Source organism: Streptococcus oralis, assembly GCF_003942875.1.
GTDB classification, from domain to species: Bacteria; Bacillota; Bacilli; order Lactobacillales; family Streptococcaceae; genus Streptococcus; species Streptococcus oralis_BX.
The window spans coordinates 52,362-78,855 of sequence record NZ_RMVK01000008.1 but is presented as its reverse complement, the minus strand read 5'-3'; the positions used below and the strand labels follow the sequence as shown (position 1 = coordinate 78,855).

General features: G+C 39.0%; 28 protein-coding genes. 5 read left to right on the top strand and 23 right to left on the bottom strand.

What is annotated here, in order from left to right:
• Window positions 1–98 precede the first annotated feature (98 nt).
• The 13 genes from D8844_RS09270 to D8844_RS09210 form a co-directional block, all read right to left on the bottom strand.
• Entirely contained in the window at window positions 99–509 is a 411-nt protein-coding gene (locus D8844_RS09270; RefSeq protein ID WP_007518096.1) for a DUF722 domain-containing protein, read from the bottom strand.
• A gap of 378 nt (window positions 510–887) precedes the next feature.
• Window positions 888–1,436, bottom strand: coding sequence for a hypothetical protein (locus D8844_RS09265; RefSeq protein ID WP_049518856.1), 549 nt, complete (start codon window positions 1,434–1,436; stop codon window positions 888–890).
• A 9-nt stretch (window positions 1,437–1,445) separates the two neighbouring features.
• Window positions 1,446–2,306 carry a phage major capsid protein gene (locus tag D8844_RS09260; RefSeq protein WP_049509664.1) on the bottom strand — a complete coding sequence of 287 codons (861 nt, stop codon included), beginning with the start codon at window positions 2,304–2,306 and terminating at the stop codon, window positions 1,446–1,448.
• A 48-nt stretch (window positions 2,307–2,354) separates the two neighbouring features.
• Entirely contained in the window at window positions 2,355–2,585 is a 231-nt protein-coding gene (locus D8844_RS09255; protein ID WP_049518857.1) for a hypothetical protein, read from the bottom strand.
• Between the two features lie 90 nt (window positions 2,586–2,675).
• Window positions 2,676–2,837: a hypothetical protein gene (locus tag D8844_RS10430; protein WP_162837499.1), complete on the bottom strand. Its 162-nt coding sequence runs from the start codon at window positions 2,835–2,837 to the stop codon at window positions 2,676–2,678.
• Window positions 2,834–3,679: an ATP-binding protein gene (locus D8844_RS09250; RefSeq protein WP_125423591.1), complete on the bottom strand. Its 846-nt coding sequence runs from the start codon at window positions 3,677–3,679 to the stop codon at window positions 2,834–2,836. The genes D8844_RS10430 and D8844_RS09250 overlap by 4 nt, the downstream gene beginning before the upstream one ends.
• 11 nt (window positions 3,680–3,690) lie before the next feature.
• Window positions 3,691–4,581 (bottom strand): putative phage replisome organizer, encoded by an 891-nt coding sequence (locus D8844_RS09245; RefSeq protein ID WP_125423588.1) that lies wholly within the window; start codon window positions 4,579–4,581, stop codon window positions 3,691–3,693.
• Window positions 4,568–4,840: a hypothetical protein gene (locus D8844_RS09240; RefSeq protein WP_049490554.1), complete on the bottom strand. Its 273-nt coding sequence runs from the start codon at window positions 4,838–4,840 to the stop codon at window positions 4,568–4,570. Before D8844_RS09240 ends, D8844_RS09245 begins: the two co-directional genes overlap by 14 nt.
• Before the next feature lies 1 nt (window position 4,841).
• The gene (locus D8844_RS09235; protein WP_049490556.1) at window positions 4,842–5,051 is read right to left on the bottom strand and encodes a hypothetical protein; all 210 of its coding nucleotides are present in this window, start codon (window positions 5,049–5,051) and stop codon (window positions 4,842–4,844) included.
• A gap of 1 nt (window position 5,052) precedes the next feature.
• Window positions 5,053–5,253: a hypothetical protein gene (locus tag D8844_RS09230; protein WP_049490570.1), complete on the bottom strand. Its 201-nt coding sequence runs from the start codon at window positions 5,251–5,253 to the stop codon at window positions 5,053–5,055.
• Window positions 5,254–5,591: 338 nt separating this feature from the next.
• On the bottom strand, window positions 5,592–5,852 hold the full coding sequence (locus D8844_RS09220) for a hypothetical protein (protein WP_125423585.1): 261 nt from the start codon (window positions 5,850–5,852) through the stop codon (window positions 5,592–5,594).
• A gap of 11 nt (window positions 5,853–5,863) precedes the next feature.
• Window positions 5,864–6,469, bottom strand: a complete 606-nt coding sequence (locus D8844_RS09215) for a Rha family transcriptional regulator (RefSeq protein ID WP_060806005.1) — start codon at window positions 6,467–6,469, stop codon at window positions 5,864–5,866.
• Between the two features lie 162 nt (window positions 6,470–6,631).
• Window positions 6,632–6,817 carry a hypothetical protein gene (locus D8844_RS09210; protein ID WP_000909284.1) on the bottom strand — a complete coding sequence of 62 codons (186 nt, stop codon included), beginning with the start codon at window positions 6,815–6,817 and terminating at the stop codon, window positions 6,632–6,634.
• A gap of 141 nt (window positions 6,818–6,958) precedes the next feature.
• On the opposite strand from D8844_RS09210, the gene D8844_RS09205 reads away from it, so the two are divergent.
• The 5 genes from D8844_RS09205 (at window position 6,959) to D8844_RS09185 (ending at window position 10,874) form a co-directional block, all read left to right on the top strand.
• Window positions 6,959–7,519, top strand: a complete 561-nt coding sequence (locus D8844_RS09205) for a helix-turn-helix domain-containing protein (protein ID WP_049487577.1) — start codon at window positions 6,959–6,961, stop codon at window positions 7,517–7,519.
• A 5-nt stretch (window positions 7,520–7,524) separates the two neighbouring features.
• On the top strand, window positions 7,525–7,794 hold the full coding sequence (locus D8844_RS09200; protein WP_125423582.1) for a DUF4177 domain-containing protein: 270 nt from the start codon (window positions 7,525–7,527) through the stop codon (window positions 7,792–7,794).
• Window positions 7,795–8,054: 260 nt separating this feature from the next.
• Window positions 8,055–8,519 (top strand): DUF6978 family protein, encoded by a 465-nt coding sequence (locus tag D8844_RS09195; protein WP_125423579.1) that lies wholly within the window; start codon window positions 8,055–8,057, stop codon window positions 8,517–8,519.
• On the top strand, window positions 8,512–9,300 hold the full coding sequence (locus D8844_RS09190) for a DUF1828 domain-containing protein (protein ID WP_049510244.1): 789 nt from the start codon (window positions 8,512–8,514) through the stop codon (window positions 9,298–9,300). Before D8844_RS09195 ends, D8844_RS09190 begins: the two co-directional genes overlap by 8 nt.
• 407 nt (window positions 9,301–9,707) lie before the next feature.
• Window positions 9,708–10,874, top strand: coding sequence for a tyrosine-type recombinase/integrase (locus D8844_RS09185; RefSeq protein WP_125423576.1), 1,167 nt, complete (start codon window positions 9,708–9,710; stop codon window positions 10,872–10,874).
• A 209-nt stretch (window positions 10,875–11,083) separates the two neighbouring features.
• On the opposite strand, the gene D8844_RS09180 is transcribed toward D8844_RS09185, so the two are convergent.
• The 10 genes from D8844_RS09180 to dnaB form a co-directional block, all read right to left on the bottom strand.
• Window positions 11,084–14,218 (bottom strand): Spy0128 family protein, encoded by a 3,135-nt coding sequence (locus tag D8844_RS09180; RefSeq protein ID WP_260467553.1) that lies wholly within the window; start codon window positions 14,216–14,218, stop codon window positions 11,084–11,086.
• Between the two features lie 204 nt (window positions 14,219–14,422).
• Window positions 14,423–15,151 carry an ABC transporter ATP-binding protein gene (locus tag D8844_RS09175; protein ID WP_049490579.1) on the bottom strand — a complete coding sequence of 243 codons (729 nt, stop codon included), beginning with the start codon at window positions 15,149–15,151 and terminating at the stop codon, window positions 14,423–14,425.
• Window positions 15,151–16,158, bottom strand: a complete 1,008-nt coding sequence (locus D8844_RS09170; RefSeq protein ID WP_125423573.1) for an ABC transporter substrate-binding protein — start codon at window positions 16,156–16,158, stop codon at window positions 15,151–15,153. Before D8844_RS09170 ends, D8844_RS09175 begins: the two co-directional genes overlap by 1 nt.
• Window positions 16,159–16,196: 38 nt before the next feature.
• Window positions 16,197–16,955 carry an ABC transporter permease gene (locus tag D8844_RS09165; RefSeq protein WP_185757687.1) on the bottom strand — a complete coding sequence of 253 codons (759 nt, stop codon included), beginning with the start codon at window positions 16,953–16,955 and terminating at the stop codon, window positions 16,197–16,199.
• Complete coding sequence (locus D8844_RS09160; protein WP_125423567.1) at window positions 16,918–17,208, bottom strand: thiamine-binding protein; 291 nt, start codon at window positions 17,206–17,208, stop codon at window positions 16,918–16,920. The genes D8844_RS09165 and D8844_RS09160 overlap by 38 nt, the downstream gene beginning before the upstream one ends.
• Before the next feature lie 275 nt (window positions 17,209–17,483).
• Window positions 17,484–20,117, bottom strand: coding sequence for a DNA polymerase I (gene polA / locus D8844_RS09155; protein WP_125423563.1), 2,634 nt, complete (start codon window positions 20,115–20,117; stop codon window positions 17,484–17,486).
• A gap of 129 nt (window positions 20,118–20,246) precedes the next feature.
• Window positions 20,247–23,534, bottom strand: coding sequence for an SIALI-17 repeat-containing surface protein (locus D8844_RS09150; protein ID WP_125423560.1), 3,288 nt, complete (start codon window positions 23,532–23,534; stop codon window positions 20,247–20,249).
• Between the two features lie 117 nt (window positions 23,535–23,651).
• Entirely contained in the window at window positions 23,652–24,773 is a 1,122-nt protein-coding gene (locus tag D8844_RS09145; RefSeq protein ID WP_125423557.1) for a CHAP domain-containing protein, read from the bottom strand.
• Between the two features lie 100 nt (window positions 24,774–24,873).
• Window positions 24,874–25,140 (bottom strand): Veg family protein, encoded by a 267-nt coding sequence (locus D8844_RS09140; RefSeq protein WP_001278165.1) that lies wholly within the window; start codon window positions 25,138–25,140, stop codon window positions 24,874–24,876.
• Window position 25,141: 1 nt separating this feature from the next.
• Window positions 25,142–26,494 (bottom strand): replicative DNA helicase, encoded by a 1,353-nt coding sequence (gene dnaB / locus D8844_RS09135; RefSeq protein ID WP_000852476.1) that lies wholly within the window; start codon window positions 26,492–26,494, stop codon window positions 25,142–25,144.

The following is a 26,494-nucleotide window of genomic DNA, read 5'->3' as shown; positions in this document are numbered from 1 at the left end:
GTTTTTACCCCCTTTTTGTCTGAAGTGCTCCGACTTGGAAAAAGTTCCCTTCACCGGTACCCTACTGGGCAGAAAGATTTTTTTAAAGGTGGGGGGAGTCAATATCCTTTCAATTCCACAAATCTTTTAGCGATTACCTTTCTACGGCTATTTATATAACGAGTAGTTTTATTTAGTTTCTCTGCCACGTCTTCCCAAGTCGCACCAGCTTCTAAATATCTCATTTTAAAAATTACTAGATCACTTTCAATTAAGTTTTCCATCAAGGTATCTACAACTAGTTTAAAGCCTTCTAAATATCTTAGTGTTTGGTCTTCTTCAATTCTAATGATTGTCGCTTCGGTAGGACTAGATACTGTCTTGCCTTTCCCACCAGTATAATCTTCAGTGCTATGTTTCTTATTATGTATCAGTTCCTGTCTTCTCAAATAAATTTTATTAGCAAGCGTTCTATATCGTCCTAACTCAATATCTATCCCGTCCAGGTCTCTGTTACTCAACTCGTACATAGGCAAGTACCTCCACTTAAATTTAAAAATTTTTTTTATCTTTCAATTTGTCAAATTGTAAATTCTGTCAAACTGACAAAAAGCGCTAAAAGCCTTCCAACACTCCACTTACCAGGTATCATTGTTTTAAGTTTGACAACTCTTCAATATGACAAGTTCAAGGGAAATTTCTTTAATTTATCCCCTCAGTTTCTCATATCTTACATTCTGTGAAACTCACTCCATTCTGTAAACCCCTGATATACCTTGCTTTCAAGCTATTACTTCTTTTCAGTTTATGCTTACTTTGTTATGTGAAACTTAGTAAAGCATAAAAGTAGGACTAGCGATATCTCTTCTGTTTCAGCCATATATCACTAGCCTTACTTAATTTGTTCCCTATTTTTCTAAATACTCTTTAATGTCCCGATATTCCTTATAAAAATTCATCCACCCGCTAATATCAGGGTTTAAGAATGGTAAGACAGTACGCGGACTTACTTCCGTTCGATATAGCAATAGAGAATGTTTCTGACTTATTTCCCTGACTACACCTGCATGGATTTCTTCTACATCCTTCTTTAGTTCTTGAATTTCATCATATGCGTCCAGAATTCGTCTAAGTTTCTTTCGGTATTGTTTATAGATCTTCTTAGTTTCCATCCGTTGCTTAGTTTCTTTAAAAATGTATTCAAAGATGACTGCTTTAGCTTCTGAAAAATCACTATTATATTTTTCCTGAAGAGAATTAATAGCTTTTTCCATCTTTTCCAGCTTTTCTAAAGATTCTAAGTTATTTGACAAAAAAGAATCTATATTCTCAAATGAAACTGTTTGATTGCCTAAAAGACTCTTCCTTTTTTCGCTTAACTGTTCTCGTGCTGAATTAATCTTACTTTTTTTATTATCTAGATCATCCAGTGTTTCAAATACTTGATTAATATCCATTTCTTTCTCCTAGTTCCATTGAATAAAGTAACCACAATCTTCTTCAACTTTTTTTACATCAAAACGGGTATGTAAAATCAACCGTTTTCCAAAATAGTCATTCGCATTCACCCAGCTAAGTGTATCTTTCTTTCGGTCAAACAAAGTAACAAAATTTTCTAGATCTCCGATAAAGCCTTTTTTGTCACCTTTATTCCCTAAGGTTGTATCATCTACAATTAAAAAGTTATCTACAAAGAATGTTTCACTTGTTCCTGTCTCTTTATCAACTTTAAGAAGATAATTTCCTGAAGTATCTTTCATTTTTTCTAAGACACTAAATAGTGATTGACTAACAACCATAGATACATTGCGCTCTGGATTGATTAAAGAAACAATAGATTTCAAGTCGTCCATACTTGTAGCAGTCTGCACTTTCGCAGTTTGGAGAATTTTGCCAATCTCTCTATTTCGTGTTCTACGTTTTAATTTAATAATCTTCTTACCAAGAAAATCCGTTAAATTATATTGGCCATCATCTAATTGTTCCTGTGAAAAATCAAGTTTTCCACTGAATAATTTAACTAAGTAATCAACGCTGATAGTTTTCTTTTTATCTGCTTCTGTTCTCTCAACCGAATTTTCGCTAACTTCTTGTAATGAATCAGATTCAAAGTCAGTTACTTCATACTTCCCACCACGGGTACGAGTCTCAATAACATTTACTAGATCAACCAGCTCTTTACGTTGATGTTCATCTTCATAACTATCAAGGATTGGTTTTTCAATGAGTACATGATTATTTTCTACGTTCATCCCTCTAGTGTTATAACCTGTACTTCGGATATAAGCTTCTAAATTTTCTTTTTGTTTAACTAAGTTAGTTGTCATTTTTTGCTCCTTTATCTTTTAATATCTGATTTTTGTTTATAATTTTTTCTAAAATTCTTTGCTCTTAGCTTTTCTTTTATGACTCTCCGAGCCTTTAGCATCATTTTTTCTAGATTTTGATTTGTCTTGTTTGTTAGCATATTTTTCTAGTATTTCTTGTTTCCGTTGTTCTAAGCTATCATCTTCTTTTTTACACTGAGAAAAGATTTTCTGTCTTTTATCTGGATCCATAGAAAACTTATTGGCTACTACATACCCTAAAGAAGTATCTCCTGACATCACCCTCGCCCCCTTTCTATGCAAACAAAAAGGGACATACCTCTAGCATTAGATGCTTTACGGTATGTCCCTGAGTTGTTCTCAATAGACTTATTTTTTAGTTTCTTTTTTGACTAGATGAGTAAATTTCCCATCTGAGTAGAATAAAGTAATTTCTCCAAAACTTGGAACTTTTTCTATCTCTATTATACCACATTTTTCGTAGACAACAAAGCCTTTTTCTGTTGCAAATCGCATTTTATCATCATTCATTGATATTCTCCCCTCACTGTGTTTATAGTGTATCTCTTATCTTTGATCGTGAAAGCCTTGAAAGTGTTCCCTTCTAAACCTTTCAAAATCCTACTTGAGTTTCTAGCATTGTAAACTGTTCGCAGTTCACTGCTATCTAGATTCGTGTTGAAAATCGTAGTTTCTCGATTATTGATAATATCAAACAAGAAATCCTGTTCCCAATCGCTCTTAGGAGAGATTGTCCCATTTTTTGCCCCCAGGTCATCGATGATTAGAAAATCTACATCAACTAACTTTTTAACCGCCTCATACTCTGTTAAGTTTGCATTTCTTCCATAAGCCCAGCCTTCTTTTATCTGCTTGATAATCTCGGTTAAGCTGACAAACAAGACACTCTTAGGCTCGTGCTTCTCCCTAAAACTCTCATTGATTTCTTTAGCCAAGGCAAGAGATAAATGACTTTTTCCTATTCCTGTGCTACCACTGATTAAAGTATTTCCCGTCATACCTGCAAGGTACTTCTGGACTTGCCCCTTTACAAACTCTAACATCTGACGCTCCTCTGTCGTCTTAACAAAGAAATTATCAAACGTTGCCCCCTTCAACTCGTTAGGAATCGTGCTATCACGCATTAACACATCATAAGTTTTAAAGTAAGCTTGCCTGTCCTCGAACTGCTGCAATAGGTCTTTCTCTTTTTGTTTAATCTCTCCCTTCACACACTCCGGGCAAAATGCTTGTACTTTTCTTTCTGAACTCCCTAACACTGGTACAGAAATTTCCCAGTAATTTACCTGGTGAATATCGCAAACCTTATCCGATATTTTTCTGTTATTAAATTCTTTAAATTGTTCCTTCATCTTTGCAACTCCTAAAATGGTAGGTCTGGGAAGTTGTCTTCAGACTTCCCTTTTATTGTTTTAGGCTTTTGATTCAAATAACCGTCAAACTTAGATCCGAAAAGTGTTTCTGGTCTCAGATATTTAGAAAATTCAGGACTATCCTTCCATTCTGCCGTTTTAATATCTATCACCTGTTTAAAATCTTCAAGTGTATAGCCTTCTTTGAATCGTGCTAGTAAAAGCCTTTTTGTCTTATCAACAAACTTATACCTCTTATTAGCTACTTGATTCAGATAAACAATAGGAATCCAAAGTTCTTTATGTTTTGTTTTCTCTAAATCTTTTATAGCTGTTTCTTCAAGCCAAGTAGGAAAAGTGAAAGATGAGCTTTTCTCATTAGGCGAGGTTCCCTCGACTATATACTCTTTATTTATATCTAACTTTAAATCTTGCTCTAACTCTTTCTCTTTATCTATCTCTTTCTCTGTCTTACATGTAGATAACGTTGTAAAATTATTAGATAACAATGTAAGATTTTTTTCTTTCTCTTGTTGCTCTTTGCGGTAGCTTCTCATATATGCAGCGTGGTTTGTTTCTTGTTGTACCAAAGCTTTTGCTTGTGTTAACTCGGCATTTTTATCTTCATCAATCTGAATCAGGCCACATTGCGTAAAATAAGCTATAGTCATAGATATATCATCTTCAGAAACATCTAATTTCAAGGCCAGTTCTTCTTTTAAGGTTTCAAAGTACCCTTCGTAATACAGAATACAATCACTTTCAAGACTTTCTAACATCATGCGCATATAGATCACTGTCATGGTATAGCCACCAGGCATACTTTTTAGTCGCTTAATAAATAGGTTGTCAAAAAATTTCTTATCAATTTTCAACCAAAAATATACTTTAGTCTTTGCCATCATCTACCCCCAAAAACTTTAAAACGTCTGAGATTTTATAATACGCTTTTCTAGTATCTTCAATAGGCGGTATATACTGCGGTAGTCCTGCACCTTCCCATTTTATCAAGGTTTTATCTCCTATGCCCAGTTCTTCCTTTAGTTCCACCTTACTGATCAAATCTAATCTTTTTTGAGGTACTTTCTCATGGCTTTTTAAATACCGTTCCACTGCTTCCAAAATCTTAGACTTTAAATCTTCAATCATTTTTTCAAACATATTAGTACCCCCATGGCTTAACCGCTGCAAGCTGAATATATCGCCCATAATCAGGGCTTAAATCCTCGCTAGTTGTTTCTATCGTCTGTGTACTTTCTCGCTCGATTTGGGCGCTTTTTTTGCGGTCTCGGCGGTTTAGATAAAGTAGTAGGCCAAGCAGTAGCAAAGTAAAGACAATAGACTGCGTATTGCTTAATTCTAGTTCATTCATGCTATGCCCTCGCTTTGTAATTCTTGATATAATTTACTTGATAGCTTCGCTCCATCTTTAGAAAGTCGTACACCTCTTCTGGAGTTACTTTATCATCTAAAAAGTCAATGATGAACTGAAAGAGGTTCGGATTTCTATCCTTGATTTCAGTAATTCGGTTGTCAAATTCTGATTGTGTCATGTTATCTAGATCTAGAGTCATATTTTTCTCCATTAGCCTTTCCTTGTCCTTTTTCTTGCCTGTTTTCTATATGGTATGCTTCACCACTCCAAACGCTGGGCGATTGCCCCAAGTTGGCGAACGCTTGTAGCCGTGTTTCGTGAGTAAATTACCCACCTTTCAGCTAAACAAGGCCTTAGAATCACCCTGTCAGCACTTGATTTTCAAAACCTTTTCTAATTGCTTGCCTGCTCTTCGGTTTTTCTTTATGTATTTGATAGAATAGATATTTTTTGCTATAATCAAAGCATAGAAAAAATTTCTATACTCTGAATTGTGTCGCTTGCTCGCCTCGTCTAAAATTTGAGCAAGTGATTTTTTTATTTTCTTTTTGCATGATTACTACCTAACTTTGGTTTATAAATCAAATCTTTACTATCGATAAGATCTAGAATCCAACTGATTCCCTGTTCTACTGTTTCAAGAAATGCGCCCAGGTCTTCACTGTCCAAGTTCTCGTAGTTCATACAAAGATATTCGGCTAGTTGTCTGTCTTTCTCAACTAGCTTTTTAAAATCCTTGGAATACTTGGGAATTTCTAACCCTTTGGCATTTGTAACTGTCTTAAAATCATTTTCCATTTTCTATACTCCTATACTTTAAAAATTAATTCCTTAATTTCTGAATACCCCCTATTCAAGTTAATCATAGCTATTGCCATATCTTCCAAACGTTGGTAGTTTGTCAGTTCTGCACTTGTCAAGCCATCAATACCGTTCTTACTTTCTCGCTCCTTCATGAGTTGCGCTTTATTCTTCCCTGTCACTCCCTTTAGTAGTAAGTTTGTAAGAGTACTATAGGCATGCTTGGGGGCTTTCTCCCATGTTTGAATAGCTTCAGTTAAGGTCTTGCGCTTTGGCTTTTCTAGTTCCCTTTGAAGATAGCGTTTAGAAAGTTCATCACGCATTTCAAAGAATGCTTTGACTAGGTTCATTTTGAATTGCCGTACTGGTTCGGTATTCTTTAGATAAGTGATCAGCAAGGTTGCCTGTTGCTCATTCAGAAGATAGATTTTTTTCGGTTGCCCTCTCTTATCTAATTTATGGATTTTAAATCCAAGTATTCCCAACGCTTCAAAATCAGCTTTATTGTCTCTGACTAAGCGTGTAATAGTATGGTGCTGTACTTCAGCACATTCAGCGATAATCTCGCTCGTAGTATACGGCTCTTTCTTGCCGTCCATATAAACCAGTTCCATTGGTTCGCTCCTTTCTTCTTTTGTCAGTGCTTGCCACCTAAAACAGTACCAAAGTAAATCATTGAGGTAGGGAAAATTTAGGAGAGAATAAACCCCTACAAACCCTTGATACTGCCATAGGTAGCAAGCAAAATATTTCTAGACTCTGTCTTATGCCCCTTTCTAGTAATCTTCAGCAAGCCACTGCATGGCTTTTTGGTAAATGCTAGGCTTTACTTCGCCTCCGTCTCGGATTTTCCTGTAAGTAATTGGATTCACTCCAATTTCCTCGCTGGCTCTTTTAGCAGTCAAATTCTTGTCCGCTTGCTTTCGGCGAATTGCTTTTGCTTGTGTTGAGGTGATAAGCAATACAGTTCCCTCCTTTCTTGTTTGTAAAGTTTATCTTTACTTAGACCAAGTATATAATGTTTTTCTTTACTTGTCAAGAGAAAATAAATAAAAACTTTACAAAAGTTTTTTTAGCGGTTATAATTTAACTGAGGTGATAAAATGTCAACAATAAAAAATAGGCTAAAGATTCTAAGAACCAAAGAGGGAATAACTCAAGATGAATTAGCTCAAATAATAAATAAAGAACTAAAAGAAAACGAAAAACCAATATCCAAAATGGTGATATCTAATTGGGAAAATAATAAACATACTATCAAACCAGATAAAGCCCAGCTACTCGCTAACCACTTTGGGGTAAGCGTTGGCCACTTATTGGGACATGAAGATGAACAAAATATTTTAAAAATAATCCAAAGTAACGAATTTAAAAAATTACTTAATGATATAGATATTGAAAAAATAAATGAACTTAGTTCAGCGTACAAAAACGTTGAAGAACATATAAATAATCCTGTAAAGTATAACAATTTTGGAAAAGGATTGCTTAATCATATCCCATCGTATATGTTTACAATTGAAGAACTAATAAATGCTGATAAAGAGAACAATACAAATTTTGCAGATATTTTAATCAACTATATTTCTTTAAATGACTATGATAAAAAAATAGCTTTTGATTTAGTTCAAAAACTATCTGAGAGAGACAAAGAAAAGGAGTAACCCCCATGGGATTTTTTGACACTGTAAAACAAGAAGGTAGTTTTTCTACCGCATCTGGAGTAAATGGACTACACTACGTTGTCCTTCAGGTAACTTTGAAAGAAAAGTTTTTCGGCACTGGATCAGGAAACCTTACAGAATTAGAAGATGTTATCAATAAACAAGCTTCAAAAGGTTATCGCCTGCATACCATCACAACCGCCAATGATGGAAGCAAAGGACTAGGCAGTGGCGACCGTATCCAAGCCACAATGGTATTTGAGAAGATTATCTAAACTCTTTCCTGATTTCTAAGCTTTTCTCTGTTTAGATAATTAGAATAGCCACCTAACATTTAATAATGAGTTCTCTTCATTTGCTGAAATATAGCCAAATTACTTTAGTGAATTACAAGAAGAATACAATGACTATACCCTCAAAGTGACAAGTCGGAACAAAGATAAAAATTAAAAATATACTTTACTTGCTAAAATAGTAATTCCAGAATTTATTTTGTACAACAAGAAAAACATAAGTATTTATAAAGAAAGATAAAATGAATTATTCAAACTTAGATGATGCACAAGTGCAAGAAATTATAAATAGATTAAAACATCCTAAAAATCAGCTAACTTTTGATCAGATTTACAACACCATTTCCGCAATGTTTGGTAAAATAGAAGTGGGCGAGACTATAATTGACGATGATGATATCCAATATATTCTTCATATCTTTCGAGGTAGATTAAACAATGAACGTTTCAGCATACATCTTCGACTAAAAGATTTTCACGACCACATAGTTAGAGTTGACATTCATCCATCGAACAGACACATTAATCCTGATGGAAAAGTTATTATTGGTAGTCATATACATATCTATTCCAATAAACACGACAAGAGAGATTCCATTGCAATACCTTTGAAAGATTCTAACTTCCCTAATGTAAATCAGATAATAGATGTATTTACGGAATTTATATCATACACAAATATAAGAAAGGAGAAAGATAATGAATAAGTCCAACACATTGAAAAAAGTATACTTCGACTGGCTTATGAAAGAGTATCGCTTCGCTGATCTTGACAATCATACCGTTGAAATCAGTACTCCTTTTTTAGATAACGATTTTGACCATATCATTCTATATGCTGAATTCTTGAACAATGGTCGAGTTACCTTAACAGATGACGGCTGGACTATCAACAACCTAAAAAGTCACGGCGTAAATTTAAACGGGCGAACCTTACATAAAAACAATATTCTAAACACAATTGTGAGTAGTCTAGGCACTGAGTTAAATAATAATGAACTTTGTATAACTACTAGCTTGGAAAAATTTCCTCTAGCTAAACAACGTCTTCTTCAAACAATCATGCAAGTAAATGATATGATTGTATTAAAAGATAAAAATGTAAAGAATATTTTCCATGATGAAGTCGAGGAAATTTTAAGAAAAAGAGAAGTATTTTTTACAAGCAGAACTTCGTTTTCTGGTAAAGAAGGAATTACAGTTCAATTTGATTTTACAATCCCTACACGAAAAAACGAAAAATTGATTAGAACTATTTCAAATGGTAATGATCTTAACAGAGCAAAATTACTTGCAATGGATACTAGAATTCTCCAAAATCATAAACATAATGCAGAATATGTTGCACTTATTGATGACACAAGTCATAAGTTTGAAAAAATGGTAGAAACAAAGGCAATCTTTGAAGAAAATACCAAAGCAAAAATTTTACTGTTGCCTCATACTAAATTTTTAGAAGAAGAAGACATATTGACAAACTTCGCTTAAATAGTTTTAAATTCTAAAGTTACTCCAGTCTTCTTACTTTAAATATCAATTTAAAGTTGACAAATGGCTTCAAATGGATTAAGCTTAATTTAATCTTATGAATGGTTGCAGTAGCGACCTACCAAAAGGAGCCTCTAACGAAGCTCCTTTTGTGCTTTGTTTCGAGGTGTAATCAATGAGCCTTTTTACAAAGATTAAAAATTGATAAATACTTTGATTAGAAATTTTTCACTAATTAAGTCCATCGCTTCTACAGGCTCTATATAGCCTTTGTTTCCTATTCTGGTACAATTTTACCGTCTGACTGCTTAAAATCGAAAATAGAGGAGTTCTCGTAGCTCCTCGCATGGTATAAACTCAAAACCTTTTCTAATTGCTTGCCTGCTGATGAAAAAGGAGTTAAAACCATGAAAATTACACAACACACGAAAAAAGACGGATCAGCAGTCTACCGCTCTAGTATCTATCTTGGCATTGATTCTGTAACTGGTAAGAAGGTCAAGACTACCATATCAGCACGAACCAAGAAAGAACTCAAAAGCAAGGTCACCCAGGCTAAGGTAGAATTTGAGAAAAACGGCTCTACACGGAAACAACGCTCGCATATAACAACCTATAGCGAACTTGTGGACTTATTTTGGCAAACCTACCAGCATACAATAAAAACTAATACGCAGATAAAGATAAAAGGCTGCTTAAATAATTACCTCTTGCCCTTATTTGGTACTTACAAACTAGATAAACTTACTCCTGTTATTATCCAAACTCAGGTAAATAAGTGGGCGGATGAGTACAATCAGGACGGAACGGGATATAAAGAATACAATCATCTTCATGCCTTAAATAAACGTATTCTACAGTATGGGGTTTCCATCCAAGCATTAGATAATAACCCTGCTCGTGATGTTGTCATTCCTAGAAAGATAACTAGAGATAAACAAGAAATTAAATACTTTCAAAATCAGGAACTTAAAAACTTCCTCTCCTATCTCGATAACCTAGAAAATACCTTTATCAATTTTTATGATACTGTGCTTTATAAAACGCTCCTAGCTACTGGACTGCGCATCCGTGAATGTCTGGCCCTGGAATGGTCTGATATTGACCTGCAGAACGGAACGATCGATATTAACAAAACACTCAACATTTTAAACCAGGTAAACACTCCTAAGACAAAATCAAGCTATAGAATTTTAGATATCGATCATAAAACAGTGCTCATGCTTCGTCTCTACCGAGCAAGACAAGTAGAAAACGGTAGAAACATTGGCTTAACCTATGAGAAAGTATTCTCTGATAGCTTTGACAACTATGTCAATACTCGAAAGGTTGATTATCGCCTACATAAGCACTTAAAAAGCGCTAACTGTACTGATTTAGGTTTTCATGCTTTCCGACACACTCACGCTAGTATCTTGCTTAATGCTGGCCTGCCATACAAGGAAATACAGACACGGCTTGGCCATGCAAAAATATCTGTAACTATGGACACTTACAGCCATTTATCAAAAGAGAACCAAAAAAGAGCAGTCTCATTCTTTGAAACTGCCCTCGAAAAAATAAAAAGTTCTTAAAAAAGTCCACAAAATAAAAAAAGCAATACATAAAACCCTTATGTATCAACGATTATAGAATGATTTCGGTATAATTGACTATTATACCGAAATTTTTGATTTTTTTAAAGGAAAAGGGAACGAGTTGCGAAGATTATTATAAACTATCCAAAACAAAAAGATGGGACCGTAAAACAGTCGCCATCTTTTTTAGTTATTCAAAGTTGAGATTAGTCAACTTTCTTAGCACGGTATACAAGTCCTGCCAAAGCTGCAAGAACTAGACCAAGAATAGTAGAGAATGCTGTAAAGTCTGCTCCACCAGTGTTTGGCAAATCTCCCTTAGGCTGTTCACCCTTAGGATCTTCCTTAGGTTCTTCTTTTTTCGGTTCAGTATACGTGTTAGTGATTGTTGGGTTGTTACCTGTAACAGTTGTTACAAGTTGGCCTGCACCATTATCTGTCACTTTTACTGTCACTTCGTAAGAATTTTCATCATATTTGATATTCTTATCGTCACCTTTTACTTCAGTAATAGTGTAAGTGTGCTCACCTGCTTCTTTGTACTCAATTGCTGTGAAAGTAACAGTACCGTCTGCAGCGTTTGTAGCTGTCTCAACGACTTTGTCACCTTCTTTAAGTTCAAACTTAAATTGACCTTTTACAAGCTCTTTATCACCTTTCAAGACTTTCTTAGCTGTAAAGGGTACTTTTGTTGAAGATGCAACATAAGTATTTGTGAAGGTTGGGTTGTTGTCAGTTACAGTCGCAACAAGTTGGCCTGCACCGTTGTCATCAACTTTAACAGTCACTTTATGTGTAGCAGTATCATATGTCACACCTGCTTCGTTACCTGCTTTTTCAGAGATAGTGTAAGTGTGGTCACCAGCTTCTTTATACTCGATACCTTCGAAAGCAACAGTACCGTCTGCAGCGTTTGTAGCTGTTCCAATTACTTTGTTACCTTCTTTAAGTTCAAACTCATATTTGCCTGCTTCAAGGGCTTTACCTTCTAAGACTTTCTTAGCGGTAATATTTACAGTTGTTGAAGCAGCTTTATAAGTGTTGGTGAAGGTTGGGTTGTTGTCAGTTACAGTCGCAACAAGTTGGCCTTGACCGTTATCTGTAACTGCTACCTTAACTTCGTGTTTAGCAGTGTCGTATGTCACACCTTTTTCACTACCTGCTTTTTCAGAGATAGTGTAAGTGTGGTTGCCTGCTGCTGCGTACTTGATATCTTCGAAAGTAACAGTACCGTCTGCAGCATTCTTAGCTGTCGCAACGACTTTGTCACCTTCTTTAAGTTCAAATTCATATTTACCAGCTTCTAGAGCTTTACCATTCAAGACTTTAGTAGCCGTGATAGTAGCTGTTGTTGTAGCTGCTTTATAAGTGTTGGTGAAGGTTGGGTTGTTACCTGTAACAGTAGCAACAAGTTGGCCTTGACCGTTATCTGTAACGTTTACTGTCACTTTATGTGTAGCAGTGTCGTATGTCACACCTTTTTCGCTACCTGCTTTTTCAGTGATAGTGTAAGTGTAGTCACCTGCTGTTGCGAACTCAATTTCTTTGAAAGTAACAGTTCCGTCTGCAGCGTTTTTAGCTGTCGCAACGACTTCTTCACCTTTTTTAAGTTCGAATTCGTATTTATCAGCTTCAAGTTCTTTACCGTTCAAGACTTTAGTAGCTGTGATAGTTTTTTTATCTGGTTTAGCTTTATAAACGTTCGTGAAAGTAATGTTGTCAGCATCTTTTGCAGTTGCAACAAGTTGACCTTGGCCGTTATCTTTAACGACTACTGTTACTTCATAAGCATTCGGATCGTATTCAACTCCGGCTACATCACCAGCTTTTTCAGAGATAGTGAATGTACGAGTTTCCTCTTTTGTGAACGTAAGTTTTGGGAATTGAATCTTACCGTTTGCATCGTTTGAAACAGTGTGGAGAACTTTCCCGTCTTCTTTCAACTCAAATTCAAATTGGCCAGCTTCAAGAGCTTTACCGTTCAAGACTTTCTTAGCTTCAAGTTGAAGTTTTGCTTCTTTAGCAGCGTATGTGTTTGTAAATTCTTTCTTAGAATCTTCAAATTTGACGCTTGCTAATTTTTCACCCAAAACATCTTCTACTGTTACAGTCGCTTTAAGGACGTTCGCATCATAAGTGTATCCAGGTTTGTTATCATTAACTTCTTTAATGGTATATTTAAAAGTTCCTGCTTCTTTGTATTTGATTGCCTCGAACTTCACTTTACCATTCTCATCATTTTTGACAGTTTGTAAAACATTACCTTTGTCATCTAGAAGTTGGAAACTAAATGCATCTTTTTCAAGAGCTTTACCTTCAAGTTTCTTAGTTACTTCTATAGCTACCTCATCCGATTTGGCGCCTCCACCAATACCGTCTGTTGTGGTAATTGGTGCAAAACCTTCAAAATCAATTGGTTGAGCTTCCTCGTTTGTAGTTACCGACACGTTATTTAGTACACGTTTAGTAACTTGGTCAACTGGTTTAGTCAAACGAGTACGGTATAGGATGAACAAACCTTTATGATCAAGAGTTCCATCACCATTAGGTGTAATTGAGAAATGGTTCTTATCTGTCACTTGAACATGAGCACTATCCAATTTTGTTCTTCCGTAACCATTTTCCCAGTCTGGGAAGTAGTAACCAGTGATTTCACTTGCAAGAACTTGTCCATCAGGAATAGTATCTTGGATATTTACACCAGTGTAAGATTTTGCATAGCGGTTAACACGGATACGCCAGTTTACATAGTTAGGATCGTCTGAGTCTTGAACTCCCCATTTAGTAAATCCAGTTGGGTCAACGTCTGGAACGATACGAGTCAGATGATAAACTCCTGCACCAGGAATGTTGATTTCATATTCCTTATTCTTTTCAACATGGTCTGCCCATACTACAGTAAATGATGCAACAATTTGTTTGTTCTCATTAAACTTCTTAAAGTACTCTTCGTTTGTTACTGTAATCTTAGCAGTATTCGTTGCCTTCTCTGTTGTCAGCGTTGCAATCGTATCACCGTTCGGAGCTTTCAAATCTGTAGTAGAATCTACTTCGATTTTGAACTCATTTGGAACGTGATAAACCATGAAATCACCGTTATTCAGAGTTACATTGTCTGGGAATGCGTAAGTTGTTTTAAGATAGAACTTACCTTCACCATATTTGGCATGATCGACTAATCGGTTCGTATTAATCGTCGGCTCTGTAGTCAAAGTGTACTCTGATTCAGTTTTTTCGGCAGCACTAACTACTCCATTAAGTCTTAGTGCAGGCAAAAAGACCGACACAACCAGTAGCAAGGCCATCAAGCCACGAAAGAGTTTGCTAGTTCTCTTTTTCACCACATTATCCTCCTTATTGTCTATAATGGTTCAATTATATTATACAGATTCATGACAGAATGTCAACTAAAATTTATTTATTTTTATATTAACTTACTATTTATTTAAATATTAAACCTAATCATGCATGTTCATCAGCTTTGAAACAATTAAATCCAAGCAAGATTTTTACTCGGATTTAATATATAATATTGTTCTAAGGATCTAAGTATTTAATCCCAATTCTGCTAATATTTGACGCTTATAGGCAATCTTTTGGACTTCCTTGTCCTCGTTTTCAGACCAATCTAATTTAATTTCTGAGACAATCTGCCCAGGACGATTTTTCAAGATATAGATGCGGTCGCTGAGATTGAGGGCCTCTTCAATACTATGCGTGATGATGAGGGTCGTCAGCTGTAGCTGTTTGTGAATCTCCAGATACCAAGCGTGGAGTTCCATCTTGGTCATCTCGTCCAAAGCGCTAAAGGCCTCATCCAAGAGAAAGAGCTTGTGCCCGAAAAGGTAGGTCCGAAGCAAGGCTACACGCTGACGCATCCCCCCACTAAGTTCATGAGGATACTTGTCCCGTACCGCCGTCAACTGGAAGGTCGCAAGAATTTCATCTGCTCGGGCAATGGCCTCCGCCTTATCCACCTTTTGAATCAAGAGGGGCAGGATGATATTGCCAAGCACCGTCTTGTGTTCCAAGAGTAAATCCTTTTGCAACATATAACTCACGCGTCCCTTGGGATTTTCCTCGCCATCAAGGACAATTCGCCCAGACTGGACTTCTAAAATCCCAGCGATTAGGTTAAAGAGAGTGGTCTTTCCAACACCACTTGGGCCTAGGATAGAAACTACTTCACCTGACGTCACCTGCAGGTTGATATCTTCTAAAATCTTTTCATCGCCATAGGCATAGCTGACGTGTTCTAGTCTAATTTCTGTCATTATTTTACAAATTCGTTAGTGAAGCCCTTGTCTGTCAAGTCTTCTTTAAGGATACCATTTTCTTTGTCCCATTTGTAGAAGGCATTCCAGCGGTCAGCGTCAAATTGTCCCCATTTTTCCTTGTCGCTTGCATATTCTTTTGACAAGTATTTTTGAGATTCGATGACAAAGTCACGTTTTTCTTTGAGCTCAGGTGCATTCTTGATGAGGATATCTGCCGCTTCTTCTGGGTGTTCCATAGCATATTGGTAGCCTTTTTTAATAGCTTGGATGACTTTGCGAGCTTCTTCTTTGTTGTCTTTTAGATAGTCGTTGTTTGCGATGATAACTGGTGAGTAGTAGTCAAACTCCTTGACATAGTCTTTCAAATACATGAAGTTAGCATCTACGCCTTGCGATTTGGCAAGGATACCGTCCCAACCGTAGTAGATCCAAGCAGTGTCAAAAACGCCATTGGCAATCGGTGTAATCGAGTTTGAGTCGTTGTTTGGTACTTTTTCGACCTTCTCAAAGTCTCCACCTTGAGATTCCACCAAGGTTTTCAACATAGCTAGCTCCGTTGGGTCATTCCAGGTTCCGTATTTCTTGCCAACCAAGTCTTTTGGACTGCTGACATTGTCAGACTTACGTGAGATGATTCCTGATGTATTGTGCTCAACGATAGCTGCAACGGCAGTAATGCCTGCTCCTTTTTCCAATTTCTTAGCCATGTAGTCTTGGAAATAGATAGCAAATGGCGCTTTGCCATTAATCACCAAGTCAGACGAGCTTTCTTCAGGTGGCAATTTCAAGTCCACGTCCACTCCAGCGTCCTTGAAGTAACCTTTTTCTTTGGCTACATAAAGCCCTGTGTGGTTGGTATTTGGCGTCCAGTCTAGGATAAAGTCAATCTTCTTGAGTTCTGCTTCTTTGTTGTCCTTAGAAGCAGTTCCTTGACCACAAGCCACCAGTACGACAGCTACAAGAGCTGTTACAAGCGTTAAAAACACTTTCCATGTTTTCTTCATTTTCATTTCCTCTTTTCTTTTTCTAAAACATCCTTATCTTAGGGACGTTTCCATTTAATCACATATTTTTCACTAATATCGACCAATTTCATACCCAAAAGGCTGATAATAGACACCAGAATAATAATGGCAAACATGGTATCATACTGAAACAGTTTCTTGGACTGAATCATATAGACACCTAGTCCTTCAAAGCCTCCCAACCACTCAGATACCACTGTTGTGATAAAGGCGTAGGAGACACTGACCCTCAGACCTGCATAAAAGTAAGGCAGGCTGACTGGGATTTTAAAATGCCACAGGATTTGCCAAGGATTTGCCCGCATCAGACTAAATAAGGTCAGCATATCCTTGTCACAATGCCTAAAACCGTCCAAAATACTGACGATAATAGGGAAGGTTGTCGTCAAGATTATCAAGACAATCTTGGGCAAAATTCCATAGCCTAGCCACAAGACCAAGATAGGTGCTATGGCAATGGTCGGAATGGTCTGAACAACCACCATCATAGGGTAGATCAGATCATTGAGCCAAGTCAGACTATCCATGAGCACCGCCATGAGACAGGCAATCAAGACTCCCAACACTAGCCCTAGTAAAGCCACTCTCAAGGTCGCCCAGCTATGGTGCCAGAGAAATTCTCTGTCACGAACAAAGGCCTGGAGAATTTCAAAAGGGGTTGGCAGGATAAACTTGGGTAAAAGTTTGAATATTCCCGCTAACTGCCAGATTGACAAGACTCCTAGAAAACCCAATAGACTAATGTGACGTCTCAGTATACTTTTCAAGTTTCTCATCAATACTTAAAATTTCTCCTACATTTATTTTGACATTGGCAAAGACATTATCTGCCTCCTGCCAGGCCACTTCAAGCGCTTCTTTGAGAATGCGCATGAGCTCATCCAACTCCCCTTCCAAGACCGTTTCAAATGGTGTCACTACCATGGTCACGGACTGAGCTTGCAGATAAGCAATAACCTGATTGATAATAGCAATTCGATCAATCCCCTGTGATAGGGGCAAGACTTGCAAGGCAATGCTTGCTTTCATAAAAACCTCCTTTTCTCAGGTTTCCTTTTGACAAAAAGAAAACCCCTTCCATATATGGAAAAGGTGCAGAATTCGGCTAAGTATCGTTCCCTACGCTGGCATTACCCAGATCAGGTGCGGTCGAAGTTTAACACTTCCTCTCAGACTGTACACAGACTCCCATATCTTATATGGAAATATAGTAACGCAAATACAAGGAAAAGTCAAGGAAACTGCTTACAGAAAATCTTGAAAAGAGTTTGAAGGCAACTGCTTCAAACTCTATCATAGTTTTCTTATTTAGCCTCGTACCAGGTTACCCCTTCATTTTCATCTGCGATAAGAGGAACACTGAGTTGGATGGCTTCTTCCATGGTTTGTTTCACTAGTACTTTAATGGCTGCTAGTTCTGATTTCGGAACTTCAAGGACGATTTCATCATGAACTTGCAACAGCATCTTGGTCTGATAACCGCCCGCTACTAAAGCCTTGTCTAGCTGGATCATAGCAATCTTGAGAATATCTGCTGCCGAACCCTGAATAGGAGAGTTGATAGCTGTCCGCTCTGCAAAACCACGAATGTTGAAGTTGCGTGAATTGATATCTGGCAACTCACGACGACGCTTGAAGAGAGTCTCTACATAGCCCTTATCACGCGCCTCACGCACCACTTCATCCATGTAGTTTTTAATACCTGGGAAGCGTTCAAAATAGGTATCGATGTAGGCTTTAGCCTCTTTACGGCTGATGCCCAGATTATTAGACAAACCAAAGTCGGAAATCCCGTAAACCACTCCAAAGTTTACCGCCTTGGCATTACGACGGTCGTTTGGAGTCACATCCTCAGGACGTTCAATTCCAAAGACCCGCATGGCCGTCGAGGTATGGATATCTGCCCCCTCTTGAAAGGCCTTAATCAAGTGCTCATCCTTAGAAATATGAGCCAAAACGCGCAATTCAATCTGTGAATAGTCCGAGCTGAGCAGCACACTATCCTCCCACTCAGGCACAAAAGCCTTACGAATGAGACGGCCTTGTTCCAAACGCACAGGAATATTTTGCAAGTTTGGATCTACACTAGACAGACGCCCAGTCTGAGTCAAATCCTGCACGTAGCGCGTGTGGATCTTGCCATCATCCAAAATCCAGTCCTGCAAACCAATCACATAGGTAGATTGAATCTTAGCAATCTGACGGTAGTCTAGAATTTTTTTAACAATCGGAGCAATAGGAGCTAGTCGCTCTAGCACATCCACGGCTGTCGAGTAACCTGTTTTGGTTTTCTTAGTGTATTCTAGAGGAAGACCCAGTTTTTCAAAGAGAAGCACGCCCAACTGCTTAGGGGAGTTGATATTAAACTCCTCACCAGCTAGCTCATAAATCTCTTGAGTGAGTTGCTCAATGACGACCTCATTTTCAGCCTGCATCTCAAGTAGGGTTTCTTTTTTGACCTTGATCCCAGCAATTTCCATCTTAGCAAGGACAAAAGCCAGAGGTTGCTCCATGTCATAGAGAAGGTCTGATTGTCCATGTTCACTGAGTTTTTCAAGTAAAACAGGCTCAGTCTCAACCAATACAGCAACCTTGCGAGCCAAGTGCTCCAAGAATTTCTCTCTCTCAGGGATAGCTTTCTTGACACCCTTACCGTAGAAAGTCTCATCATCGACCAAGTAAGTCTGGCCATAGAGATTCGCAATGGTTGAAATTTCATTGTTCTCGACTGTTGAGAGGAGGTATTTGGCCAAACGACTGTCAAAAGCAGGTTCCTGGAGATTCAAGCCCAAACGATTTAAAAGAACCTTCGCTTTCTTAAAGTCATACACTTTCAGAGGTGTTTTTTCTAAAAATTCCTTGAAAATCGGCTCCTGCAAGAGCTCAAGTTTGTCTGTAGCGTAAAGTTTATCTCCGCAGGACCAGGCAAAACCAACCAAGTCATCTGTATGGTAGTTCTCACCAAAGAGTTCAAAGTGGAAGATAGAGTCGGAACTCAGCATGTCTTGACTGACGTGGTCAACGATAGTGAAATCCAAGCTCTCAAGCGCATCCTTCGACGAAACATTTAGAGCTTGTTTGAGCTGTTTGAAGCCCATCTCATCGTAGAATTTCCCGAGATTTTCCACATTTGGGCCATTATAGACCAAATCATCAAGACCAATCTCAATCGGTGCCTGAGTCTCAATAGTCGCCAAGGTTTTAGACAAAAAGGCTTGTTCCTTGTCATTGATGAGATTTTCCTTCATCTTAGAAGCCTTCATCCCATCGATATTTTCATAAATACCCTCGAGCGAACCATGTTCCAGCAAGAGTTTGATACCCGTCTTTTCACCGATTTTAGTGACACCAGGGATATTATCAGACTTATCCCCCATGAGGGCCTTAAGATCAATGAACTGAGCTGGTGTGAGGCCCATCTTTTCCATGAGATAGTCCGGCGTAAAGGCCTCAAACTCAGCCACACCTTTTTTGGAAATCTCGACCACCGTATGCTCATCCGTCAACTGGATCAAGTCCTTGTCTCCGCTAACGATAGTCACATCAAAAGAATCCTTCTCAGCCAAACGACCTAGAGTCCCGATGATATCATCGGCTTCATACTGGGCCAACTCATAATGGCGAATCCCAAGATGATCTAACAACTCACGAATGAAGGGAAATTGCTCACGAAACTCATCTGGAGTTTTAGCACGGCCACCCTTGTAGTCTGCATACATCTCTGTTCGGAAAGTCGTCTTACCTGCATCAAAGGCAACCAAAACATGACTGGGCTCAACCCGCTCTAAGACATGATTCAACATGAGTTGAAAGCCATAGATTGCATTGGTATGAAGGCCATTAGCATTTTTAAAACGATCCAACTGCTGATAAAGCGCAAAAAAAGCTCGAAAAGCAACTGAAGATCCATCAATTAATAATAATTTTTTCTTGTCCATACACCCATTATAAAGGAAAGCAAGGAAAAATACCATCGGAAAGAGCTGAAAAACATGGACTTGTCCCTATTTCACCATAAAAAAGAAAAGGACCATTCAAATCCTTTTCTTTTATTGATTTCATGCGATTTATTTGTTTAATTTTCTCTTTGCAAATGGTAGCAAACCAAGAAGGAGACCAACAAATCCTAGTGATGCGACTGCTGAAGCATCTTGGCTTCCCGTATTTGGAAGGAATTGTTCATCTGTTGCTGCAGGCGCTTTGTAGGTACGATCTTGTTTCGTTCCGAGAGTAGGATTTGTAGCCAAAGGAGCTACACTGCCAGTATATTCTGGAACTTCGTTTACTGCTGGTTCAATCTTTTCAGCGTAGGCTGGAATATTGGCTACTGCTGGGGCGCCACTTTCTGCATAAGGCAGAGTGTTGTTTACTATTGGTGTACCGCTTTCTCCGTAAGCTGGAACATTCGCTACGGCTGGAGCGCCACTTTCTGCATAAGGCAGAGCATTGTTTACTATTGGGGCACCGCTTTCTCCGTAAGCTGGAACGTTCGCTACGACTGGAGCGCCACTTTCTGCATAAGGCAGAGCATTGTTTACTATTGGGGCACCGCTTTCTCCGTAAGCTGGAACGTTCGCTACGACTGGAGCGCCACTTTCTGCATAGGCTGGGAGTTCATTTACAGCAGCTTCTACCGCGTTTGCACCTTTATTGTATTCTGGCAACTCTGCAGTTGCAGCTTCTACCGCGTTCGCCCCACCTTTAAAGTCTTCAATTTCAAGAACAGCCGACATGACACTGCTTAGAGTCTTAATAGCATCCTCATAGTCTGCTAAAGCTTGTTGCAAGTCTTTGACTTGACTATTCTTGTCACCAGAAACTTGTAAACTTGATAATTGCGCTTTAATCTTAGCAACTTGCTCTTCTAATTTACTTAGCTCAAGTTTTTTCGCATTACTATTTTCTTCTGCTGCTTCCTTATCTGCTGCGGCGAGTTTTGCTTGGTCTTGGCTTGAGAAATCTTCTTGGCTCATCGCTTCGGCCGGTGTTACTTGTTCACTGTCTTCGGCCAAGAAATCATCTAACAAATCTGATGCTTCGATGTCACCCTCTTCGATGGCTTTCAAGATAGCATCCTTGCCAATCACTTCTTTAGCTTCTTTGATGGCTGCTTCCTTATCAGTGATAGTGGCATCCTTGTTGATGTCATCGATGGTTGATTTTTCAATTTTTTCTAAGGTAGCGATTAAATCTGAGCGAACTTTGGCTGCATCAACCTGAGCCTCTTTATCAGCTTCGTCTAGCTTAGCTTGGTCTTGGCTTGAAAGTTGAGATTGAGTTTTTGCTTCGGCTGGTGTTACTTGATCGCTGTCCTCTGCCAAGAAATCTGCCAACAAGTCGGACGCTTCGACGTCGCCTTCTTCGATAGCTTTCAAGATAGCATCCTTGCCAATCACTTCTTTAGCTTCTTTGATAGCTGCTTCCTTATCAGTGATAGTGGCATCCTTATTGATATCGTCAATGGTTGATTTTTCGATACCTTCAAGAGTTGTCAACAATTCGCTGTGAGCTTTTTCTTCCGCAGCTTGCTTAGCTTCTTCCTCTTTCTTGGCTTCCTCAGCTGCTTCCTTGTCCGCTGCAGCCAGTTTAGCTTGGTCTTGACTTGAAAGTTGAGATTGAGTTTTTGCTTCGGCCGGTGTCACCTGATCACTGTCTTCTGCTAAGAAATCATCTAACAAATCTGACGCTTCGATGTCGCCTTCTTCGATAGCTTTCAAGATAGCATCCTTGCCAATCACTTCTTTAGCCGCCTTGATGGCTGCTTCCTTATCAGTGATAGTGGCATCCTTGTTGATGTCGTCGATGGTTGATTTTTCGATACCTTCAAGGGCAGTCAACAATTCGCTGTGAGCCTTAGCTTCTGCAGCTTGTTTAGCCTCTTCTTCTTTCTTAGCTTCTTCTACTGCTTCCTTATCTGCTGCAGTTAGCTTGGCTTGATTTTGACTTGAGAAATCTTCTTGGCTCATCGCTTCGGCTGGTGTTACTTGCTCACTGTCTTCTGCTAAGAAATCATCTAACAAGTCTGAGGCATCAATGTCACCTTCTTCAATGGCTTTCAAGATAGCATCCTTGCCAATCACTTCTTTAGCCGCCTTAATCGCTGCTTCCTTATCAGTGATAGTGGTATCTTTGTTGATGTCGTCGATTGTCTCTCTTTCAATTTTTTCTAAGGTAGCGATTAAATCTGAGCGAACTTTGGCTGCCTCTTCCGCCGCTTCCTTATCGGCTGCAGCGAGTTTAGCTTGGTCTTGGCTTGAGAAATCGTCTTGACTCAGCGCTTCGGCCGGTGTCACCTGATCGCTGTCTTCTGCCAAGAAATCATCTAACAAGTCTGAGGCATCAATGTCACCTTCTTCGATGGCTTTCAAGATGCCGTCCTTGTCAATCACTTCTTTAGCTGCCTTGATTGCTGCTTCCTTATCAGTGATAGTGGCATCTTTGTTGATGTCGTCGATTGTCTCTCTTTCAATTTTTTCTAGGGTAGCGATTAAATCTGAGCGAACTTTAGCTGCATCAACCTGAGCCTCTTTATCAGCTTCGTCTAACTTAGCTTGGTCTTCATCTGTGAATTCTGATACAGGTTCAACTACTGTTTTGTGCTCGCTCGTATCTGCTGGCCAGTCTACAATAACATCACCAATCTCCAAATCCTCATCTGCGATAGCCTTCAAAAGGTCTTCTTTACCGATCTCTTCTTTGGCTTCTTTGATGGCCGTTTCTTTATCGGTGATTGAAGCGTCTTTTTTAATATCTTCAATTACAGCATTTTCAAGAGATGCTAGGGCTTGAACCAGAGCATCCGTCGCTTGAGAAACTTGTTCTTTGGCATCTTTTTCAGCCTGGTCTAGTAGAGCCTTCTCCTCAGTAGATAATTTTTTATTAGTTTGAGCTTCAGGACCTGTTACCACAGCCTTATCTTCTGCACCTTCTGGCAATTCAGCGATGATATTATCTAGGCTGAGCTCTCCAGACTCAAGAGTGTCTGAAATATACATCTTACCGATATATTCCTTCACAGCTTCAGTTGCAGCCTCTTTGTCCTCAATTGCTTCCTTATCCTTAATATCACTAATAGCCTGTTCCTCAAGTTCATCCAAAGCCTTCATCAACTCTTCTTTGGTCATTTTAGCTGGATTTGTCGCACCAGGATTAGCTGGACTAGCGTTTTCTGATCCCTTTTCAGTTTGAGCACCGCTCTCCCCTTCTGTTCCAGCTTGTGGTTGTGCAGGAGCAACTGCCTGCTCTTCTGCTTTCCCTTCATCTGCCTTAACTACTGAAGGCTGTGAAACGAGTACACTAGCTCCCAATACAGCTGCACTTGCTAAACTTGTTAAAATAACTTTCTTCTTGTCCATTAGACAAAGCCCCTCTTATAGTTTTTTAATATTATTATATTATACTACTTAATGAGCGTCAACTAATTTGTTATAGCTTTTAAAATTTTATAAACAAGAAGAAAGTCTGTACGATGTTTAAGAAATACTTCCTGTTCTTACCCCATCACTGTCGAGTCTGTGGCCATCAATAATCGTATTAACAGCTAAGGCTCCCGAAGCATCGACATAGTAATATTTGCCCGAGACTTGGAACCATTGACTAGCTTTCATCCGACCAGATTCCTCTAAGTAATACCAAGTTCCCTTGTCTTTAAGCCAGCCCGTCTGCATCTCACCCGAAGCCTTCAGGTAATACCAGTAAGAGCCATCCTTAATCCAGCCAGTTGACATGACCCCATTTTCTTTTAAATGATACCAATTGCCATTGACCTTTTTCCATCCAGTCGCTAGCTTACCATTCTCTCGGTAATACCAACTCCCTCCTTCTTTTTTCCAGCCTTTTTCTGTATTGCTTAGCTCTGCATACTGCACATATCTTCTAGAACCGCTATAAGACAAATAACCGAGCCACTTATAACCATCCTTTTCAATAACCTGGTCATAGCTCACACTCTCACCAGCATAATAGTAGTCAATAACCTGTCCTGTACTTGACGGTTGGTCCATAATAGGCGATTCCCCCGTGAATACTATTGTCCCACTGGACGGAAGCTCTGAGTTACGAGTATTCTCACCCGCACTATGGCTAGTAGATAAATCCTTGAAATGAATAAAACCTGTCATCGAACTAGCCTTGACTTTTCGACGGTTATACTTTTCTCGAACCCCATAGTTATACTCTTCGATTTCAATCGTATCCCCTGATACATTTGATACCCAGGCCACGTGCCCATAATATCCTTCTGTCGACCAAGCAATAGCCCCAACTTCTGGCTTAGTATCCACACGGTAGCCTTCTCGCCTTGCACGATGTCCCCATTCATTCGCATTTCCGTAGGCAGGAGGAATCTCAAAGCCATTTACACTACTCAAACGAAAGGCCGCAAAAGAGGTACACTGGCGAGAATACATCCGCCACTGATCGATTTCAACACTACCATTTTTGTAGTGAAGCGGATAGTCATCTCCACGCGCTACACTATCGGCCTGAACCGATTCTCCACCAAACAAAAAGGTACTTGTAACAAACAAAGTAGCCAGCCCTAAACCCAACTGAGTATATCTACTCTTCTTAACTCCTGATTTAAAAAACGTCATTCATTCTCCTTAATAATATAAATTTCCGAGGTTACCCTCGTTTATACTATTCGGGAGAAAAAGAAAAAAAGTGAGCAAAGCTCACTTCATTTTAGGATTCTTAGTCTAGATAGCGAATCAAGTTCTTTTCTGTCAAGATATCTGAGTAGGTGAAGGATTCAACATAGACATTGGCTTGTTTGTCTCCTTCAACATCCCCAAATTCAACGATAAATAGAGACGGATAAACCTCAATTAGCTTACCCAATCTATTTTTTTGGCGCTTACGGCCATTCTCCAAAGTCATTTCAACGACTTGTCCCTCATGTGCCTTGATTTCTTCTTTGATTTTTTTCATCTTGGCTACATCTGTAAATGCATCTGACATCTTATGCCTCCCTCTTTGAGATACTTGAAAATTTATTGTATTCTTTTTGGAAAATCAATTCCACCGTTCCACGAGCCCCACTACGGTTTTTCTCGATAATAACCTCAACCTTGTTATTTGGAATTCCTTCCTCTTCTTCACCCGCACGATCGTAATAGTCGTCACGGTATAGAAAGGCTACGATATCCGCATCCTGCTCGATAGAACCCGATTCACGAATATCAGACAAGACTGGTCTCTTATCCTGACGCTGTTCCACTCCACGGGATAACTGACTAAGAGCAATGACTGGAACTTTTAGCTCCTTAGCTAGAATTTTCAACTGACGAGAAATTTCAGAGACTTCTTGTTGGCGGTTCTCACGACCAGTACCTGTGATAAGCTGTAGGTAGTCGATCAAAATCAAGCCTAGATTGCCTGTTTCTTGAGCCAATTTGCGTGAGCGCGAACGAATTTCCGTAATTCGAATCCCTGGCGTATCATCGATATAGATACTCGCGTTGGCTAGGTTCCCTTGAGCAATGGTATACTTTTGCCATTCCTCATCAGTCAATTGACCAGTACGGATAGAATGAGACTCCACCAAACCTTCTGCTGCCAGCATACGGTCTACTAGGCTTTCTGCACCCATTTCCAGTGAAAAAATAGCTACAGTTTTATCCAACTTGGTACCGATGTTCTGAGCAATATTTAAGGCAAAGGCTGTCTTACCAACCGCTGGACGCGCCGCTAGGATAATCAACTCCTCCTCGTGGAGACCTGTCGTCATATGGTCCAAATCACGATAGCCTGTAGCAATACCTGTGATATCCGTAGTTTGTTGTGACCGAACTTCTAGGTTCCCAAAGTTGATATTTAGAATATCACGGATGTTCTTGAAACCACTACGATTGGCGTTTTCGCTAACATCAATGAGTCCCTTTTCAGCCTGAGCGATGATTTCATCTGCAGGCTTAGAAGCCTCATAAGCTTGGTTGACAGACTCTGTCAACTTGGAAATCAAGCGACGTAGCATAGCCTTTTCGGCTACAATTTTAGCGTAATATTCTGCATTGGCTGAAGTTGGTACTGAGTTGACAATTTCAACAAGATAAGACAAGCCACCAATGTTTTGGAGATCCCCTTGGCTATCCAAAATCGTTCGAACCGTCGTCGCATCAATCGCTTCCCCACGATCCGACAAATCTACCATCGCTTGGAAAATCAACCGATGAGCATACTTAAAGAAGTCACGAGAATCAATGTATTCTCGGACAAAAACGAGCTTACTCTCATCTATAAAAATAGCCCCCAGAACAGATTGTTCTGCTAAAATATCCTGAGGTTGAACTCGCAGTTCCTCTACTTCTGCCAT

Excerpts from the sequence above, each read along its gene's own strand:
- D8844_RS09220 (WP_125423585.1), bottom strand. The coding sequence starts at position 5,852 with ATGGAAAATGATTTTAAGACAGTTACAAATGCCAAAGGGTTAGAAATT.
- D8844_RS09195 (WP_125423579.1), top strand. The coding sequence starts at position 8,055 with ATGAATTATTCAAACTTAGATGATGCACAAGTGCAAGAAATTATAAAT.
- D8844_RS09270 (WP_007518096.1), bottom strand. The coding sequence starts at position 509 with ATGTACGAGTTGAGTAACAGAGACCTGGACGGGATAGATATTGAGTTA.
- D8844_RS09230 (WP_049490570.1), bottom strand. The coding sequence starts at position 5,253 with ATGACTCTAGATCTAGATAACATGACACAATCAGAATTTGACAACCGA.
- D8844_RS09255 (WP_049518857.1), bottom strand. The coding sequence starts at position 2,585 with ATGTCAGGAGATACTTCTTTAGGGTATGTAGTAGCCAATAAGTTTTCT.
- D8844_RS09215 (WP_060806005.1), bottom strand. The coding sequence starts at position 6,469 with ATGGAACTGGTTTATATGGACGGCAAGAAAGAGCCGTATACTACGAGC.
- D8844_RS09140 (WP_001278165.1), bottom strand. The coding sequence starts at position 25,140 with ATGTCAGATGCATTTACAGATGTAGCCAAGATGAAAAAAATCAAAGAA.
- D8844_RS09170 (WP_125423573.1), bottom strand. The coding sequence starts at position 16,158 with ATGAAGAAAACATGGAAAGTGTTTTTAACGCTTGTAACAGCTCTTGTA.
- dnaB (WP_000852476.1), bottom strand. The coding sequence starts at position 26,494 with ATGGCAGAAGTAGAGGAACTGCGAGTTCAACCTCAGGATATTTTAGCA.
- D8844_RS09165 (WP_185757687.1), bottom strand. The coding sequence starts at position 16,955 with ATGAGAAACTTGAAAAGTATACTGAGACGTCACATTAGTCTATTGGGT.
- polA (WP_125423563.1), bottom strand. The coding sequence starts at position 20,117 with ATGGACAAGAAAAAATTATTATTAATTGATGGATCTTCAGTTGCTTTT.
- D8844_RS09265 (WP_049518856.1), bottom strand. The coding sequence starts at position 1,436 with ATGGATATTAATCAAGTATTTGAAACACTGGATGATCTAGATAATAAA.
- D8844_RS09200 (WP_125423582.1), top strand. The coding sequence starts at position 7,525 with ATGGGATTTTTTGACACTGTAAAACAAGAAGGTAGTTTTTCTACCGCA.
- D8844_RS09175 (WP_049490579.1), bottom strand. The coding sequence starts at position 15,151 with ATGACAGAAATTAGACTAGAACACGTCAGCTATGCCTATGGCGATGAA.
- D8844_RS09260 (WP_049509664.1), bottom strand. The coding sequence starts at position 2,306 with ATGACAACTAACTTAGTTAAACAAAAAGAAAATTTAGAAGCTTATATC.
- D8844_RS09145 (WP_125423557.1), bottom strand. The coding sequence starts at position 24,773 with ATGACGTTTTTTAAATCAGGAGTTAAGAAGAGTAGATATACTCAGTTG.
- D8844_RS09185 (WP_125423576.1), top strand. The coding sequence starts at position 9,708 with ATGAAAATTACACAACACACGAAAAAAGACGGATCAGCAGTCTACCGC.
- D8844_RS09235 (WP_049490556.1), bottom strand. The coding sequence starts at position 5,051 with ATGAATGAACTAGAATTAAGCAATACGCAGTCTATTGTCTTTACTTTG.
- D8844_RS09205 (WP_049487577.1), top strand. The coding sequence starts at position 6,959 with ATGTCAACAATAAAAAATAGGCTAAAGATTCTAAGAACCAAAGAGGGA.
- D8844_RS09150 (WP_125423560.1), bottom strand. The coding sequence starts at position 23,534 with ATGGACAAGAAGAAAGTTATTTTAACAAGTTTAGCAAGTGCAGCTGTA.
- D8844_RS09250 (WP_125423591.1), bottom strand. The coding sequence starts at position 3,679 with ATGAAGGAACAATTTAAAGAATTTAATAACAGAAAAATATCGGATAAG.
- D8844_RS09245 (WP_125423588.1), bottom strand. The coding sequence starts at position 4,581 with ATGGCAAAGACTAAAGTATATTTTTGGTTGAAAATTGATAAGAAATTT.
- D8844_RS09190 (WP_049510244.1), top strand. The coding sequence starts at position 8,512 with ATGAATAAGTCCAACACATTGAAAAAAGTATACTTCGACTGGCTTATG.
- D8844_RS10430 (WP_162837499.1), bottom strand. The coding sequence starts at position 2,837 with ATGAATGATGATAAAATGCGATTTGCAACAGAAAAAGGCTTTGTTGTC.
- D8844_RS09160 (WP_125423567.1), bottom strand. The coding sequence starts at position 17,208 with ATGAAAGCAAGCATTGCCTTGCAAGTCTTGCCCCTATCACAGGGGATT.
- D8844_RS09240 (WP_049490554.1), bottom strand. The coding sequence starts at position 4,840 with ATGTTTGAAAAAATGATTGAAGATTTAAAGTCTAAGATTTTGGAAGCA.